Origin of the sequence: Halomonas sp. ISL-56, assembly GCF_018612805.1 — a bacterium.
GTDB lineage: Bacteria > Pseudomonadota > Gammaproteobacteria > Pseudomonadales > Halomonadaceae > Vreelandella.
Genome location: NZ_JAGGRO010000028.1, coordinates 1 through 16,718, shown reverse-complemented (window position 1 = coordinate 16,718; position 16,718 = coordinate 1). Strand labels below are relative to the sequence as shown.

The window sequence follows — 16,718 nt, the reverse complement described above, 5'->3', positions numbered from 1 at the left end:
AACCCATAAGGAGATGAACATGCACATTCAGGTATTGAATTCGACGCGTATTGTGACCCTTGGCGCCGTAATGGCGTTAACCATTGGCTTGGCAGGCTGCGGAACCTCCACCGGAGAGCGCGCCACTAGTGGCGCCGGTATCGGTGCTGCCGTTGGCGCGGGTGCCGCAGCCGTAACGGGTGGTAGCGTCGTCCAAGGTGCTGTTATTGGTGGTGGCGTTGGTGCTGCTACCGGTGCCGCCACGGACGAAGATGATATCAACCTCGAGTAAGTAGTGGCAGTAAGTAGTGGCTGATCCACTAGCGACATAGCCGAAACCCGCGCATGCCCATATGAAAGTGATCGGCATGCGCGGCGTTGTAGTCAGGCCCTAGCACGTTGCCAAAGGTATTGCAGGCGCCATCCCGTGCGGCGCGTAGAAACTCCCCCACATCACCTTCATCATCCCAGTGATTGATCAATGTGATGCGCTGGCCGTTCTCAAACTGAAAACCCACTACATCCAGCGCTTCGGCGGTGGCGTGTTCGCTGCGCCTGCCGGTTTCGCGGCCATACACGTTGCGGCAGGCAAAGCTACCCACATGGTTAACCTGGCTCACCCGGCTGCCCATAATCTCCTCGGCGGCAGGCTGTAACGCATGCCGCTCATACATGACCCAGGCCAGTGCCATGGGGCAGGAGGCCACAAAGCTCTGATTGAACGCGACGCCGCTTGACTGCATGCGCACGACATTGGAAAGCGGGCAGCTCGCTTTAGGGCTGTAATCGGCTAGCGGCGTGTAGCGTAATTCGCTTTCGGGAACAGTGTCTAGCGCGGCTAAGCAGCCTGCGCGGTCATCCGCCAAGCGGCTTAGCTTAAGCTGCGTGACCAGCGTGATGGGGTCATCAATATGCAGCGGTGCCCAAGGCGCCCAGTGGCGGGGAATGTCTATCAGGCCTTTTTGCAGCGCCACGCCCAGTGCAATGAGACCTAAAATTAATAGCGTACTGCGCATGCCTACCTCCCTGTATGTCACCACCAACGCTACAGTCGTCGCGCTGGGTGTGCGATACTGCGCAGCCTCGCTGCTCTGCTGCAGTCGCGCTAGTTGTTTTGCTACTTTATCCGCTACTTATTTTTCGCTAACTGAAGGGAAAGTACTTCATGTCCCAAGGTACGCTGTTTATCGTTTCTGCCCCCTCAGGTGCTGGCAAGACTAGCTTGGTGCGCGAGCTAATCGAAAGCCTGGATGGGATTCAAGTGTCGGTGTCGCACACTACGCGTGCCAAGCGCGAGGGTGAGGTGGATGGTGTGAACTATCATTTCACCGATGTGGCAGAATTTGAAGCGATGATCGCGCGCGGTGATTTCTTTGAGTATGCCAAAGTATTCGATAATTACTACGGCACCTCGCGCCAGGCGGTAGAGGTATTGCTGGCGGCAGGACAGGACGTGATTCTGGAAATCGACTGGCAGGGCGCTAACCAGGTGCGCGAGCAAATGCCAGACGCGGTATCGATTTTTATTCTACCGCCCTCGCGCAACGAGCTCGAGCGACGCCTTGCTAGCCGCGGCACCGATGAGCATGCAGTGATTGCTCGTCGCATGCGCGATGCCGTTAGTGAAATGTCCCATTATCACGAATATGATTACCTTGTTGTTAACGATGACTTCACCACGGCGCTGCAGGAGTTACAGTCATTGGTGATCAGCCGTCGCTTAAGCCGCCCAGTAATGAGCGAGCGCCACGGGCCGCTGTTGGCTGCACTCTTGTCACAAGCGCCTACGGTCGAGTAATCTATCTGGTTCTACTACTTTTTATTGCGTTGCACGATTTTTTATCGCATCACTTTTTTCGCTGGGTCGGCGCCGTTGGCTTTTATAATGGCGTCGGCCCGGTTCCGTCATAACAGGAAGGCTCCCATGGCTCGCGTCACCGTTGAAGATTGTCTTGAAAATGTTGAAAACCGTTTCAAGCTGGTAATGATTTCCACCCAGCGTGCTCGCCAGCTAGCGCGTGGCTCTCGCGATGCCCTGCTACCTTGGGAAAACGATAAACCCACGGTGATGGCGCTGCGTGAAATTGCCGCAGGCCTGGTCGATCACACTGTACTCGACGAGCCCGTTGAAGCCGCTGTTCGTCCGCGCCCGGCGATGGCGCCTACTCATATCGACGACTAACGTTTTCAACGACACCGATAGAGGCGCGGTAGATGTTTACCATTGATGACCTGGCCGATCGACTCGGCGGCTATTTACCCTCGGATGAAATCCAGCAGGTCAAACGCGCCTTTTACTACGCTGAGCAGGCCCATGATGGCCAGCGGCGGCGTTCCGGTGAGCCTTACGTTACCCATCCGCTCGCGGTGGCGAATATTCTTGCCAATATGCACATGGATCATCAAAGCTTGATGGCCGCCATGCTGCACGACGTGATTGAAGACACCGGCGTTTCCAAAAAAGCCCTGGAAGCACAGTTTGGTAAACCGGTGGCCGAGCTGGTAGACGGAGTCTCCAAGCTTACCCAGATCACCTTTGAAGACAAAGCCGTCGCCCAAGCGGAAAACTTTCAGAAGATGGTGCTGGCGATGTCGCGGGATATTCGCGTCATCATCGTTAAGCTGGCCGACCGGCTGCATAATATGCGCACTCTTGGCGCTTTGCGCCCTGATAAGAAGCGCCGCATCGCCCGCGAAACCCTGGAAATTTACGCACGCATTGCCGGGCGTCTGGGTATCAATACGATTCGTATCGAGCTTGAGGATCTCTCCTTTCAAGCGATTCACCCCATGCGCGCGGAGCGTATCAAACGCGCTGTTGCCAGTGCACGGGGACATCGGCGCAGCGCCATGCGCGAAATACAGTCGTCGCTGCAAAAAAGCCTGGATGACGACGCGCTTAACGGCACGGTGGTTGGACGCCAAAAGCATCTGCTGTCGATCTATAAAAAGATGCGCGACCAGCGTAAGCCCTTTGCCGAAATTATGGATGTGTTTGGTTTTCGCATCATTACCGAAGATGTGGCCAGCTGCTACCGTATTCTAGGCGTGGTGCACAACCTCTATAAGCCAGTGCCTGGGCGCTTTAAAGACTATATTGCGATTCCCAAAGCCAACGGCTACCAGAGCCTGCATACCACCCTGTTTGGCTCTCGCGGTATGCCGATAGAAGTGCAGATACGCACCCGCGAAATGGAAGCGATGGCTAATAACGGCATTGCCGCCCACTGGCTTTATAAGGCGGGCCAGACCTCGCACCCGATTGCCGAAGGCAGCCATGCCCGCGCCCGTGCATGGGTAAAAGGTCTGCTCGAAATGCAGCGTCACGCCGGCGACTCGTTAGAATTTATCGAACACGTTAAAAACGATCTTTTCCCCGACGATATCTACGTGTTCACGCCTAAAGGCGACATTATGGAGTTGCCCCAGGGCGCGACCGTGATCGACTTCGCCTACACAGTGCATACCGATATCGGCAATAACTGCATCGCCTGCCGTATTGATCGCCATTTGGCACCGCTTTCGACGCGCTTAGAGAGCGGCCAGACGCTGGAAATAATTACCGCCCCCGGTGCCAAGCCCAATCTTGCCTGGCTAAATTTTGTCACCACGGCAAAGGCGCGTTCGGCTATTCGCCACGCGCTTAAATATCAGCAGCACACAGAAGCAATAATGCTGGGCCGGCGATTACTCAATAAAGCGCTGGCGCCTTTCGATACCAGCCTGGAAGAGCTGGATGAGAGTGTCCTCAAGCGAGCCTTCAAAGAGCTGGATGTGACGTCCGAAGAGTCGCTATTGGAGTCGTTAGGGTTAGGTAACCGCATGACCCATGTGGTGGCGCGGCGGCTAGTGGATGCAGCCCACGGTGATGATACCTATGAGCATCCTGCAGGCGTTGAAGTCAGCAAAGCCGTGATGATCAACGGCAGCGAAGGCATGGTGATTAACTTTGCACGCTGCTGCCATCCGCTGCCGGGCGATCCAGTGGTCGGTCATCTTTCCACTGGCAAAGGCTTGGTGGTGCATCGCGCCGAATGTAAAAACGTGATTGATAAGAACTTCGCCGATAAAAATGATCCGGATAAGCTGTTCGCGTTGGAGTGGTCAGACACTATTGATGAAGACTTCCCGGTTGCGCTACGTATTGAAATTGAGAGCCGTCGTGGGCTGGTCGCAGAGCTTGCCGGGCTGGTCACCGATGCGGATGCCAACATTGAGCGGATTGGCATTGAAGAGCGTGATGCCCACCTTTCCACCGTCAATCTAACCCTGTCGGTGAAAGGCCGCGTGCATCTGGCGCGGATTATCAAACGTATTCGTAATCTTCCCAACGTTGGCAGAATTACCCGACTCGCTAACTAACACCGGATATAACAATAGGCTGATTAAAATCGGCAGCGATCGCTATTTTTTAGTATCAAATAATTAGCTATTACCCATTACAGGAGCGAAACAACGTATGAGCAATAAAGCTGTTATCAACACTAGCAAGGCCCCTGCGGCTATTGGCCCATACTCCCAGGCCATTAAAGCGGGTAACACGGTGTATCTTTCCGGCCAGATCCCGCTGGATCCCGCGACCATGGCGATTGTGTCCGAGGATTTTGAAGCCCAGGCGCGCCAAGTGTTCACCAACCTGCAAGCGGTATGTGAAGAAGCCGCGGGCTCGCTCAGCGATATCGTAAAATTGAATCTCTATCTGGTGGACTTGGATAACTTTGCGATTGTTAACCAAGTCATGGAAGAGTTCTTCACCGCTCCTTTCCCCGCCCGGGCCGCCGTTGGCGTGAAAGCGCTGCCCAAAGGCAGCCAGGTGGAAGCAGACGCGGTCATGATCATCGGTGATTAAACAGGTGTTGCTTAAACCTTATTAACCTCTAGAAAGCCGCCCTCTTTTAGTACCTGTGCATAACCTTCGCGGTAGCTAGGGAAGCGGAACTGATAGCCAGTGCTTAATAGGCGCTGGTTATCGCAGCGTTTGCTGGTTCGCCGACGTAAAGGGGACTGCATGGTCTCGGTGGCTTCGACGTTAAGCTGCTCGGCCAGCCACATCATGACGTTATGCATGGTGACCGGTTCGCAATCGCTGCCTAGGTAAATATCTGCCAGCGTCTCACCACTTTCTTGGTAGCGAATCAGGTGGGCAAGAATGCCGGTACAATCGTCGCGATGGATGCGGTTGGAGTAAACCACAGGCGTGATTGCGGCCACACGGCCTTCAGCCACCTGATGAATCAGCCGGTCGCGGCCTGGGCCGTAAATGCCGGAAAAGCGCACCACTGTGCCGGGTAGCGCATGATTGATCAGCGCCTGTTCGGCTTCGCACATTAGCGTGCCAGAGAAGCTGGTCGAATCGGGCGGGGTCTCTTCGTTGACCACTTCGCCTTCCTGCTGGCCGTGTACGCTGGTTGATGAGACAAAAAATACCCGACGCGGCGGCGTTTTGTGCTGCTCCATCACGCTCAACACGCGCTTTAAGCCGTCAGGATAAGCACTTTGATAGGCACTCTCTTCGAAACGGTCAGCGCTGACGGTATACACCACATAGTCAGCTTGGGGCAGGCTTTTGGCATCGGCCTCTTCAAGGCTATCCAAGTCTAACGCTAGCGGTTTAATACCGGTGCCTTTTAAGGCTTCCACGTTGCGACGTAAGCCAATCACCTGGTGTCCTTCCTCAAGCAGTTCGCGCCCAAGGTTGATCCCAATATCGCCACAGCCGATAATCAGTACGGTTAGCTTCACCGTGCTTACTCCTCTTGATTAATATTCCCTATTAGATGCAAAGTCTCTACCAAATATGCGATTGTCGGATGAGAAGACCGACGGCAGAGCTTGCTTGTCCTTTTCCATCCCGCTGACTGTCACTATGTTAGTCACACGCTGCTACGAGAGGATGCCACTGGCACCGCTATGACTTTAACAGAACTTCGCTACATCGTAACCCTTGCCCAAGAGCGTCACTTTGGCCGCGCGGCAGAACGCTGCCACGTTTCGCAGCCCACGCTCTCGGTGGCGGTGAAAAAGCTGGAGGAAGAGCTCGAAACGCCGCTATTTGAGCGCTCCAAGTCCACCGTGCAGGTTACCCCGCTGGGTGAAAAAATCGTTGCCCAGGCCCAGCGTGTGCTGGAGCAGAGCAGCCTTATTTTTGAGCTCGCCAGCGCGGGTAAGGATCAGCTGGCCAATCCACTGCGCATTGGCGCGATCTATACCATCGGGCCCTATCTGTTTCCCCATCTGGTGCCAGCCCTGGCTAACGCGGCACCGCAAATGCCGCTGTATATTGAAGAGGGTATGACCGGCACGCTGCGCGCCAAGCTGAGAAGCGGTGAGCTGGATGTGATTATTGTCGCGTTGCCGTTTACCGAAACCGATGTGGTGACTAAGCCGATCTACGACGAAGCCTTTGAAGTACTCATTCCCGCCAATCATCCATGGGTTGAGCGGGAAGCGATCAATAAAGAGGACTTACTCGAAGAGCGCCTGTTGCTGCTTGGCGAAGGTCACTGCTTCCGTGATCAAATTTTGGAAGCCTGCCCGGCGATTACCCAAAAGCTCAACAGCCCCAACAATACGCTGATCGCCGAAGGCGGGTCGCTGGAAACCATACGCCATATGGTGGCTTCCCGGTTAGGCATCACGGTGCTGCCGCAGTCGGCGCTGGGCACCGACCAGTATGAAAATGCCATGCTGGTTAGTCGGCCGTTTGTTGATCCAGCGCCCTCGCGCACCGTGGCGATTGCCTGGCGGGCGAGCTTTCCCCGGCCCAAAGCCATTGAGGCGCTGATTCAGGCGATCAGCCATTGCCGTCAACCTGCCAAAGCCGTGAAAAGCGCCCCATGAGCGACCTCTCCGCGCCGATAACCGCGCTGAAGGGCGTGGGCGAAGCGCTGGCGCTAAAACTTGGCCGGTTGGGGATCGAGCGGGTCAGCGATCTGCTGTTTCATCTGCCGTTGCGCTATCAGGATCGCACGCGGCTGACACCGATTGGCCTGCTACGGGCAGGCCAAGAGGCGGTGATAGAGGGCGAAGTGACCGCCTGCGACGTGGTCAAAGGGCGCCGCCGCAGCCTGCTGGTGCGCCTGCGTGATGCCAGCGGTATTTTGAGCCTGCGCTTTTTTCACTTCTCTCCGGCCCAGCAACAGCAGATGCGCCCCGGCGCTACGGTGAGGGCGTTTGGTGAAGCGCGGGCCGGGGCGACCGGTTTAGAGATCTACCACCCCGAGTATCGCCTGAGTGGCAGTGAAACCCCGGTAGACGAGTATTTCACGCCTATTTACCCCACCACCGAAGGTCTTAATCAGCCGCGGCTGCGTGCATTGGCGCAACAGGCGCTTGGGCTGCTGGATGACGCCCCCGAAGCCTTGCCGGACGTGATCCCCGATACGCTTCTCCAGCGCTTTCAGCTACCGGGGCTCCATGCCAGCCTGCATTTGCTACACCAGCCTCCGCCCGATGTGAATATTGAACAGTTAACTTTCGGTCAGCACCCGGCCACGCGCAGGCTGGCGCTGGAAGAGCTGCTAGCCCACCAATTAAGCTTGCGCGAAGTGCGGCTGCGTATTCAGGCGGATGGCGCGCCGACGCTACCCTCCGGGCGCAGCCTGCAGGCGCGCTTTTTGGCCCAACTGCCGTTTGCCTTAACCGGCGCCCAGCGCCGCGTGCTGGAAGAGATCGGCCACGATTTAAGCCGCCCAGCGCCGATGCTACGGTTGATTCAAGGCGATGTCGGCTCGGGGAAAACCGTTGTCGCTGCTATGGCCGCGTTGAGCGCCCTGGCGGGCAACTGCCAAGCGGCGATCATGGCGCCGACGGAAATCCTCGCCGAGCAGCACTTCCGCTCGTTTAAAGCCTGGTTTGAGCCGCTGGGGATCGAAGTGGCGTGGTTGGCGGGCAAGCTCAAAGGCAAGGCGCGGCTGGATGCCAAGGCGGCGATTGCCGACGGCCGAGCGCGTATGGTGGTGGGCACCCATGCGCTGTTTCAGGATGACGTCCACTTCCAATGTTTAGGGCTGGCGATCATTGACGAGCAGCACCGCTTTGGCGTGCATCAACGCCTGGCGCTACGTGAGAAGGGCGAGGCGGGCGGGCTAACGCCGCACCAACTGATCATGACCGCCACGCCTATTCCCCGCACCCTGGCCATGAGCGCCTACGCGGATCTGGATGTTTCAGTAATCGACGAGCTGCCCCCCGGCCGTACGCCGGTGAAAACGGTGGTAGTGCCCGACGAGCGCCGCCCTGAAGTGGTTGAGCGTATTCGACTAGCCTGCAGCGAAGGCCGCCAGGCGTACTGGGTGTGCACGCTGATCGATGAATCCGAGGTATTGCAGTGCCAGGCCGCCGAAGTCACCCGCGATGAGCTAACCGTAGCCCTGCCTGAACTTGCCGTTGGGTTGGTTCACGGGCGCATGAAATCGAGCGAGAAAGCCGAAGTAATGACCGCCTTCAAAGCGGGAGAACTGGATCTGCTGGTCGCCACCACGGTGATCGAAGTAGGGGTGGATGTTCCCAACGCCAGCCTGATGATTATCGAAAACCCCGAGCGCCTAGGGCTTTCCCAGCTTCACCAGCTTCGCGGCCGCGTGGGCCGTGGCAGCACAGAAAGCTTCTGCGTGCTGCTCTACCATCCGCCGCTATCGAAAAGCTCCCGCCAGCGCTTGGCAGTGATGCGCGAAACCACCGATGGCTTCCGCATCGCCGAAAAAGACCTGGAAATCCGCGGCCCCGGTGAAGTCCTCGGCACCCGCCAAACCGGCCTGGCGCAGATGAAAATTGCCGATCTGGAGCGCGATGCCGACCTGCTAGAGCGAGTAACGGCCATGGCCCAAACACTGCAAGGCAACCCCGGCATCACCGCCGTGCTGGTGCGCCGCTGGCTGGGGGAGGCTGCGGGGCGGTATGGGCAGGTGTAGATGATGTTAGGCTTGCTACCATTGGCCTCAATGTTTCAGTCGTGCTGTTGGTGTGACGCCCTTACCGATCCGGCGACCCTGACCGTCGGATCGGTAAGTGATTTCATGGGTATGTAGCCCTTGCTACTGTTGTGCCTGTCCAGGAGAGTGGTAAAATGCGCTGACTGTGTTGCTCTCACTGGTTGAATTCAGAGACTCTTAAAACGCGCATATTTCATCGTCGTAGTTCCATTTTCCGCCTCTATCCAGACATTTGTCCACTTCCCAAAATTCGCAGCCAGAAAGAAGTGGTAGTATTAGAATCACAGCGATTATTTTATTCATAATTACCTCAATATTCAGATGGTAGTCCATTAGGTCTAAATGACTCGCATGTTTGACTGTAATCCTAGGGCGAATTTGCAGTCCCAGCACTTCGGCCATGATGGTTAGCCACTTAATCATCTTTGGAAGATGATGCTGAGACGCCTCACGGTGGAAATACTTGTCGCCGCCAATGGTATTGGCTTCCCGCATATCGAGATAGCTTCTCCCCAAAATTATTGAACCGCTAACCAAACCATTCATATAATCAGCTGTTTTAGTTATACTTAATTTTGGTATGGGGGATCTGGTATTAGCAGCGTTTTCAGCCTATTCCACAGATCTGGAAATGTGATTTGACGGTGAATACGGGCTACCGCCTAGCACATCGCTCACCCCCAGCGGATCCTGACTTATATACTGCCGGGTCGTAGTAACGGTGAAGATTGTAGTAAAGCCCGCTCTCTTCGTCGTGGCCTTGGAAGCGGAGCGGTTGGGTGAGGTTGCGCACGGCGCGTCTGTTGCTTCCCGCGCGATACGATCATCGTCCCAGCCGTAGTGGATGTTAGTGTCCGGGCTGCGCAGGGTCTCCCGGTGCAGGGGTATCGGGTTTGAGGGCGATTTCCAGATCAAGGCCGGGGCACTCATGTCGTGCAGATGGCCGCTGCCGTAGGTGTGCCTAAGTTTGATGTAGGTCATGGTAAAAGGTGCTTACTGGCACGCGACCACCAAGGAAAACAGTACATGCCTTACTTGGTGGTGGTTGGTGGATTTATTGCTTCGCGAATTCAGAAAAAGATGGTTCAAGTCTTATTGGCAGGCTGGACTGTGACATCTCCTGAAGTCCAACGAACATAACCTTTCACGCCATTGTGAAGTTGAACCTTGTAGTACATAGAGTCTTTTGCATATTCAGGGTAGAGTATCTGTGCCGCCTCACCCTTGCTCATCATACCAATGACCTGTACTTGTTCGCTAGGAGGACCACTAGCTGGAAAATCTTCATAAACCTCGATAGGAACTTCAGCTATCAAAATAAATTCTGATTTACTCTTCATAAAAAAATTCAATGCGTATAAGGCAGCGAAAGCTGCCAAACCTGCCAAAATAACATACAGAATTATTTTGCCCATGGTGCGGTGCTTTCCTCAAAAGGCCATATAACATTGCTTTTCTCAGCTGGATGATAAAACTCAGATCCTGAAAACAATTCAGAGTCCAGTAGGGAGAAACCAAGAGATACCGGAAGTATATTCCAGTCTAAATCATAACCAAGTTGCTTTAAGCAGTCTTGAATGGGGGGGGCACAATTGTTTGTTAATATACTGTATGACGAATTGTAATTGCTCATACAATTTTGTAGTAGCTCCTCCTCTTCTTCGGTCAGATCTAGATGTATTCCTCTTCCGAGGCGAAAGTCGGTATTGTCCGAGATATACTCACTCGTCGGCACTACAGACATACCCCCCCCCCCCGGGCCTTAAGTATACGTTGTATCATTAATGCTTGTCGAAACATGACCAAAGGACGAAGCTCCCCGCCCTACTGGTCTCCATATTGTTACAGTTGTTTCCAACCCCAACGGATCCACCATCCCCGTCGGGTTCGTCACATACCCATACAGATTCGTACCACCCCTTAACCCAATCGGATCCTGGCTAATATACCTCCCTTGCTGCGGGTCATAATAGCGGTGACGGTTGTAGTAAAGCCCGCTCTCTTCATCGTGCCACTGGCCCTGGAACCGGATCGGTTGGGTAACGTTGCGCACGGCGCGCTGGTTTTTGACTGCGGCCCAGTCGTCGGGTTCGGCGAGCCAACGGGGTTGGCCGTTGGGGGTGACCAGTTGCATCGGTGTGCCGAGGGCGTCGGTGATATAGGCGCTGACTAACTGGCCTTGTTGAGTATCATCGATTCTGAGCATGGGCACAAAACTGCCCGGTTCGTAGACCACGGTAGTGCGCTGGTTCTCGGTTTCTTCCCGCACGATGCGATCACCGTCCCAGCCGTAGTGGGTGGTGGCAGTAGTGCCGTTGGTGTGGCGCACGGTTTTGCTGATGCGTCTTCCCAGGCCATCGTAGCGGTAGGTGGCTTCGCGGGTCGCTCCTAGCTCGCTGGCGTGGATCAGGTGGACTAAGCGGTTGGCGCCGTCGTAGCCCAGGGTTAAGCGTTCGCCGTTGGGCTGTTGACGTTCGATCAGGTTGCCTGCGCCGTCGTAGCGGTAGCGGGTACCGTTGAGTTGGCCGAGGCGGTTATCAGACAGGGCCTGTTGGCCTTCTAACCGATTACCTGCCGCGTCCACGCTGTAGCGGTGGGCGTGGTCGCTGCCGATCAAGCGCCCGGCTGCGTCGTAACTGTAAGCAATCACCTTAGAGGCCGGATCACCTTCCAGGCTGCGGAAGCTCATCCGGCCCAGGGCGTCGTATTGATAGCTTTGCTGGCTGGTGGTGTCCGGGCTGCGCAGGGTCTCCCGGTGCAGGGCATCGGGTTCCAGGGCGATTTCCAGATCCAGGCCGGGGACGCTGATGCCGTGCAGGTGGCCGCTGCCGCAGGTGTGCCTAAGTTTGATATGATTCATGATGAAAGGCGCATATTGCCATGCTACCGCCGCCGCCAGGGAACGCAGCAACCTTCTTCTGTTGGGAAGATTCGGTCTCTTCCAGCGCCGTAGAGCAAATGAACCATACCTTCAGAATTACTCATATTGTAGTTAGGTAGTCCTAATTCATTTAAGTAATCGTTGAAGTCAAGATAAGAGTCGATAAGTGTTACCGAGTTGTTTTCAGTATTTATTAAAAAATAAATGTCACGGTCATCCATAGCAATGCCATAGAGGGTGTTGTCTTTAACAATCCATTCCGAAGCGTCTTGGACGAGGACTTTGTTGTTAGTGCAATTGATTAGATCATATTCATCTTTCATAAATACTTGATCAATGCAGATGTCTTCAACTATTCGTGTGCTGAAGTTGTACACATGCTGGAAAACAAAAAATACTATAACCAATATGACGAAAAAGATAACGCCAGTGAAAAATATAAGAATTTTTCTCATCGACATATTCCTCCTCCCTGATAGGTTTTAGACCACTGGTCAGAGATGTTATATGGCGTTCCGTCTGGATTCCAATCACGTTCAAAAACATTAAAGGTGTCATAAGGGTCTGTGAATTCGTCATAGAAGTTTATTTCAGTATCACCTGAATATGCGTATGCGCCGTTTGAATCAATATCAATGGTGCCATTAAAATCTCCAGATAATGTAGCGCTTCCAATAAAAAACTTATCGTTATAGAAGCTGTAACTTCTATGAAATTTTTGGTTTATATCAAACGTTCCTGGGCCATTTGATGCACATATGGCCGTGGCAGTCTCATTTATCTGATTGCCAAACCTAGATAGGACTCCTTGAGTCGTAGCAGAGTTTTGTATGGTTGATAAATGACCTATTTCCCTAAGGGTGACATCAGGCCCATCATTTCTATAATGGCTCAATGAGTCTAAGTTAGACCAACGGCTGCCAATGTTTTCTGTGGATCTTCTTATCATGTTGGATTGGCTGTTAAGGCTTCCCAATCCATAAGGACCTCTTCTATTTCTCAACCCTAACGGATCCACCATCCCCGTCGGGTTGGTCACGTAGCCATACAGGTTAGTGCCGCCGTTAAGACCAATCGGATCCTGACTGATATACCGCCCCTGCTGCGGGTCGTAATAACGGTGGCGGTTGTAGTAAAGCCCCGATTCTTCGTCGTGCCATTGGCCCTGGAACCGGATGGGTTGTATAACGTTGCGCACGGCGCGTTGGTTTTTGACGGCTGCCCAGTCGTCGGGTTCGGCGAGCCAGCGGGGTTGGCCGTTGGGGGTAACCAACTGCATGGGCGTGCCCAGGGCGTCGGTTATATAGGCGCTGAGCACTTGGCCTTGCTGGGTATCATCGATCCGAAGCATGGGTACAAAACTCCCAGGCTCATACACCACGGTAGTGCGCTGGTTGTCGGTTTCTTCCTGTACGATGCGGTCACCGTCCCAGCCGTAGTGGGTGGTGGCGGTGGTGCCGTTGGGGTGGCGTACGGTTTTGCTGATGCGTCTTCCCAGGCCGTCGTAGCGGTAGATGGCTTCGCGGGTGTAGCCCAGCTCACTGGCATGAGTGAGATGCACCAAGCGGTTGGCACCGTCGTAGCCCAGGGTTAAACGTTCGCCGTTGGGCTGCTGCCGTTCGATCAGGTTGCCTGCGCCGTCGTAGCGGTAACGCGCCCCGTTGAGTTGGGTGAGGCGGTTATCCGTCAGCCCTTGCTGCTTGTCTTGTTGCGGCTCTAACCGATTACCCGCCGCGTCCACTGCGTAGCGGTGGGCATGATCGCCGTGCTGGCTGCCGATCAAGCGCCCGGCGGCGTCGTAGCTGTAGGCGATCACCTTAGAGGCGGGGTCACCTTCGAGGCTACGGAAGCTCATCCGGCCCAGGGCGTCGTATTGATAGCTTTGCTGGCTGGTGGCGTCCGGGCTGCGCAGGGTGAGGTGATCCAGCTGGCCGAGGTTGGTGTAGCCCCGCTCCAACATTAATGGTTGGTTGTGCGCATTGGCGCTGGTACTAAGACGGCGCTGGGACTCCCGGTGCAGGGCATCGGGTTCCAGGGCGATTTCCAGATCCAGGCCGGGGGCACTCATGCCGTGCAGGTGGCCGCTGCCGTAGGTGTGCCAATTAAGCGCGGGTAGGTCACCGAACTGACTGGCTTCGGGGGCGCCGGTGGCGGTGAGGCTGTGCTGGTGTTGCCACTGCCAGCCACTCTCGCCTGCTAGGCCCGCATGTTGCTGCTGTTCGCCGATTAAGCGTTGGGCTGCGTCGTAGCGGAAGGTCACTTCGCCATGATCGTTGGTGACGCTGAGGAGTTGGCCATTGGCGCCCCACTGGTACTGCTCCGTGCTGGCCGGGGCGTGTTCCGTAGCGGGCAGGTGGCGCGCAGTCAGGCGACCAACTTCGTCATAGTCGTACCGGGTGACCAGCGGCTGGCCGTCGGGGCCTGTTCGGTTGGTCTCAATACGTTCGATCAGTTGCCCAGCATCATCGTAGCGGTACTGCTGCTCGCGGCCATCGGGGCCAGTCTCGCTGGCTAAGCGATCCATGTCGTCATAAGCAAAACGGTAGACGGCGCCGTTGCCCAGGGTCAGCTCGCTCAAGCGGCCAATGTCGTCGTAAGCGGTAAACTGTTGGCTACCATCGGCCTCGATGCGCTGCACCGGGCGGCCGTGGTCATCAAAGAAGAACTGCTGCCGAAACCCTTGCGGGCCTTCCAGCTCTACCAAGCGTCCTAGGGAATCCACATGGTGGTGCCAATAGAGCCCGTCAGGAAGCTGGGTGGCGATGCGCCGCCCCATCTTGTCGTGCTGGGTGCGGGTAGTTTCCCCGAGGGCATTGGTGATGCTGGCTAGATAGCCGTGGCGGTCATAGCTATAAGTTGTACGCTGCTGGGAGCAGTCGATCTGGGCGGTCATCTGACCCAGGGCGTTCCACTCGCGCTGGTGGGTGGCGCCACCTGCATCGGTAATGGTCGTGGGGCGGTCGGGCAGGTCAGTATTGTCATAGGCAAAAGCGGTGGTGCCTTCCGGCCCGGTGACTTCCAACGGATGACCGAGGTCGTTGCGTGTGATCTGCCAGCGCTGATTTTCGGGGCCTTCGATATTCACCGGCTGCCCGAGAGCATCGCGCTCAATCGCCCAGCGCGTGCCGTCCGGGCCGGTCTGGGCAATGACTTGGCCGTGATCGTCGCGCTCGATCAGCGTCTCGTGCCCCAGGGGATCCACAGTGGCTACCTTAAGACCGGCCCGGTCGTAGCGGAACTCGATCCGCGAACCGTCGGCGCGGGTATGAGCCGTCCAGCGGCGGCCGGGGCCGCTGCCCACAAAGTGGTAGCGCTCCTCCCGGCCCAGGCTGTCGGTGACCAGGGTATGGTCTACATGATAGGTATAAGAGCGCGCCAGGCCACCGGCTTCCTGCTGACCCACCACGCGGCCATCTGGGGCGTGGCGATCCCAAGTGTAGTGGGCTTCCATGCCACCGGGTACCCGGTGAGCGGTGAGCATATGATCCTGCCACTCAAACTCGCGCACCACCTCGCCGTGACGGTGGCGCACCGCGATCAAATCCCCAGCGGAACTAAACGAGTAGCGCACCAACCACTCGTCCGCCGATTTACCGTCGTGCTCCTGCACCAGCTTGACGCCGGTCAAGCGCTGCCCACTATCGCCCTGCATGGCGGGCAACAGGCCATCATAGACCAACTGGTAGTGGCGCTGGGCGCTGTCGATCACCCGCACCAACTGATTACCTTCCCAGCGGTACTGGGTGGTATAGCCATTGCGGTCGCGCTCTTCGATCAAGGGCCAGCGAGCAGCGCTATTTTCTGGACTATCACCGGAAGGTGCACCCGTGGTGGTGGCCGCGTCTGCTGGATGGGCAGAGGCTGGGCTGACAAACACAGAGTAAAGCCCACTGGCATTGCTTAACACGATACGCTCAGGATCACTACGCAGCGTCTCGTCCAGGGCTTGCCAGCGGATATCGTCGCCCGGAGTACTATCTTGTTCAGAGGTGCTGGCGCTCGCGTTGCCCCCACGACGAATCCACAGCTGCTCGGTGGGCGAGAAGCGCGCCTGGCCGGGGGCCAGTGAACCAAAGGTAATCGCTCGACCCTGGGCATCATGAACAATACAGGCGTCGTCGTTGAGGGTAATGGCCAGGGACACGCCGGGGAGTGACCAGCCCTGACCCAGAGCACCTATTTGTTCGTTGCTGGAGAGATAGCCGCGGCTAAACACAAACGGCCGGGGCGCGGGGAGTGCAAAGTCGGTCTCCGCAGGCAGCAGCTTGGCGCCCAAGAGCGGGTTCACCGGGCTGCCCACGGCGGGTTGGCAGGCGCTGCAGTCGTCGGCCAGGCCATCGGTAATATCGATATCGTCCAGCGCCAACGGGGTAGCGGCGGTGATATCGCTGCTGAGTAGCGGGGTCTGGTGCGGGTCGAGGGTGACGTCCTCGCTCTCCTCGGGCTCGGCCTCAAAGGGTAAGCGGGGCAGTACAATGGCGTGGCCCTGGCCGCGCCCAGGGCTACCGCCGGAGTTGATCTTGACCTGAGGCCCCACAATGGTCACCCCGCCGGGGTCGAGCTTAATAAAGCTGCCGCCGGCTTTGAGGGTGATCTCGCTGCCTGCTTCCAACACAATTTGGCTGCCCGCCTTGTGGTGCAGCTCGCGGCCGGTCTCCACCAATTGGGACTCGCCGTACACCTCATGGCGGGTTTGATCGATCTGAAGGTGGTCATCGCCCTTGATCTGGGTGTAGCGTTTCCCGTGCACGGTAAGGTGATCGTCGTTATGGATCTCGCTCAAGCGGTTGCGATGCAGCTTGAGGTGGCTGTCCCGGCGGATCTCCTCGGTGCGGTCGTTAAGTGTTAGCAACTCCAGGTCTTTCTGGGCATGCAGCCAGATCTGCTCTTCACCGGTGGCGTCTTCAAAACGCAGTTCGTTAAAG

14 protein-coding genes are annotated in these 16,718 nt (G+C 56.3%); 7 read left to right on the top strand and 7 right to left on the bottom strand.

Annotated elements, in window-relative coordinates; all coding sequences use genetic code 11:
• Window positions 1-19: 19 nt before the first annotated feature.
• Entirely contained in the window at window positions 20-271 is a 252-nt protein-coding gene (locus J7J49_RS20340) for a YMGG-like glycine zipper-containing protein (protein WP_064232368.1), read from the top strand.
• 28 nt (window positions 272-299) lie between these two features.
• Here J7J49_RS20340 and J7J49_RS20335 read toward each other — a convergent pair whose 3' ends face one another.
• Window positions 300-995 carry an extensin-like domain-containing protein gene (locus J7J49_RS20335; RefSeq protein WP_215095257.1) on the bottom strand — a complete coding sequence of 232 codons (696 nt, stop codon included), beginning with the start codon at window positions 993-995 and terminating at the stop codon, window positions 300-302.
• A 149-nt stretch (window positions 996-1,144) separates the two neighbouring features.
• Here J7J49_RS20335 and gmk point away from each other — a divergent pair, with 149 nt between their 5' ends.
• The 4 genes from gmk to ridA all read left to right on the top strand — a co-directional run bounded on the left by gmk (window position 1,145) and on the right by ridA (window position 4,828).
• Complete coding sequence (gmk, locus tag J7J49_RS20330; RefSeq protein ID WP_215095255.1) at window positions 1,145-1,777, top strand: guanylate kinase; 633 nt, start codon at window positions 1,145-1,147, stop codon at window positions 1,775-1,777.
• Window positions 1,778-1,903: 126 nt separating this feature from the next.
• Window positions 1,904-2,161 carry a DNA-directed RNA polymerase subunit omega gene (gene rpoZ, locus J7J49_RS20325; RefSeq protein ID WP_007112267.1) on the top strand — a complete coding sequence of 86 codons (258 nt, stop codon included), beginning with the start codon at window positions 1,904-1,906 and terminating at the stop codon, window positions 2,159-2,161.
• 32 nt (window positions 2,162-2,193) lie between these two features.
• Complete coding sequence (locus J7J49_RS20320) at window positions 2,194-4,341, top strand: RelA/SpoT family protein (RefSeq protein ID WP_064232365.1); 2,148 nt, start codon at window positions 2,194-2,196, stop codon at window positions 4,339-4,341.
• A 97-nt stretch (window positions 4,342-4,438) separates the two neighbouring features.
• A complete protein-coding gene (gene ridA, locus J7J49_RS20315) occupies window positions 4,439-4,828 on the top strand; it encodes a deaminase RidA (RefSeq protein ID WP_064232364.1) in 390 nt (129 codons plus the stop codon).
• 11 nt (window positions 4,829-4,839) lie between these two features.
• On the opposite strand, the gene J7J49_RS20310 is transcribed toward ridA, so the two are convergent.
• Window positions 4,840-5,721, bottom strand: a complete 882-nt coding sequence (locus J7J49_RS20310; protein WP_064232363.1) for an SDR family oxidoreductase — start codon at window positions 5,719-5,721, stop codon at window positions 4,840-4,842.
• A 168-nt stretch (window positions 5,722-5,889) separates the two neighbouring features.
• Between J7J49_RS20310 and J7J49_RS20305 the strand changes: the two genes are divergently transcribed.
• Entirely contained in the window at window positions 5,890-6,819 is a 930-nt protein-coding gene (locus J7J49_RS20305) for a hydrogen peroxide-inducible genes activator (RefSeq protein WP_064232362.1), read from the top strand.
• On the top strand, window positions 6,816-8,891 hold the full coding sequence (gene recG, locus J7J49_RS20300) for an ATP-dependent DNA helicase RecG (RefSeq protein ID WP_215095253.1): 2,076 nt from the start codon (window positions 6,816-6,818) through the stop codon (window positions 8,889-8,891). The genes J7J49_RS20305 and recG overlap by 4 nt, the downstream gene beginning before the upstream one ends.
• A gap of 198 nt (window positions 8,892-9,089) precedes the next feature.
• On the opposite strand, the gene J7J49_RS20295 is transcribed toward recG, so the two are convergent.
• The 5 genes from J7J49_RS20295 to J7J49_RS20275 all read right to left on the bottom strand — a co-directional run.
• Window positions 9,090-9,458, bottom strand: coding sequence for a hypothetical protein (locus J7J49_RS20295; protein ID WP_215095251.1), 369 nt, complete (start codon window positions 9,456-9,458; stop codon window positions 9,090-9,092).
• A gap of 539 nt (window positions 9,459-9,997) precedes the next feature.
• Window positions 9,998-10,327, bottom strand: coding sequence for an SH3 domain-containing protein (locus J7J49_RS20290; protein ID WP_215095249.1), 330 nt, complete (start codon window positions 10,325-10,327; stop codon window positions 9,998-10,000).
• Between the two features lie 347 nt (window positions 10,328-10,674).
• Window positions 10,675-11,772: an RHS repeat-associated core domain-containing protein gene (locus J7J49_RS20285; protein ID WP_215095247.1), complete on the bottom strand. Its 1,098-nt coding sequence runs from the start codon at window positions 11,770-11,772 to the stop codon at window positions 10,675-10,677.
• Window positions 11,773-11,795: 23 nt separating this feature from the next.
• Window positions 11,796-12,248, bottom strand: a complete 453-nt coding sequence (locus J7J49_RS20280) for a hypothetical protein (protein WP_215095245.1) — start codon at window positions 12,246-12,248, stop codon at window positions 11,796-11,798.
• Window positions 12,245-16,718: RHS repeat-associated core domain-containing protein (locus J7J49_RS20275; RefSeq protein WP_215095243.1), on the bottom strand; the 4,474-nt coding region annotated here is incomplete at its 5' end. The genes J7J49_RS20280 and J7J49_RS20275, both read right to left, overlap by 4 nt.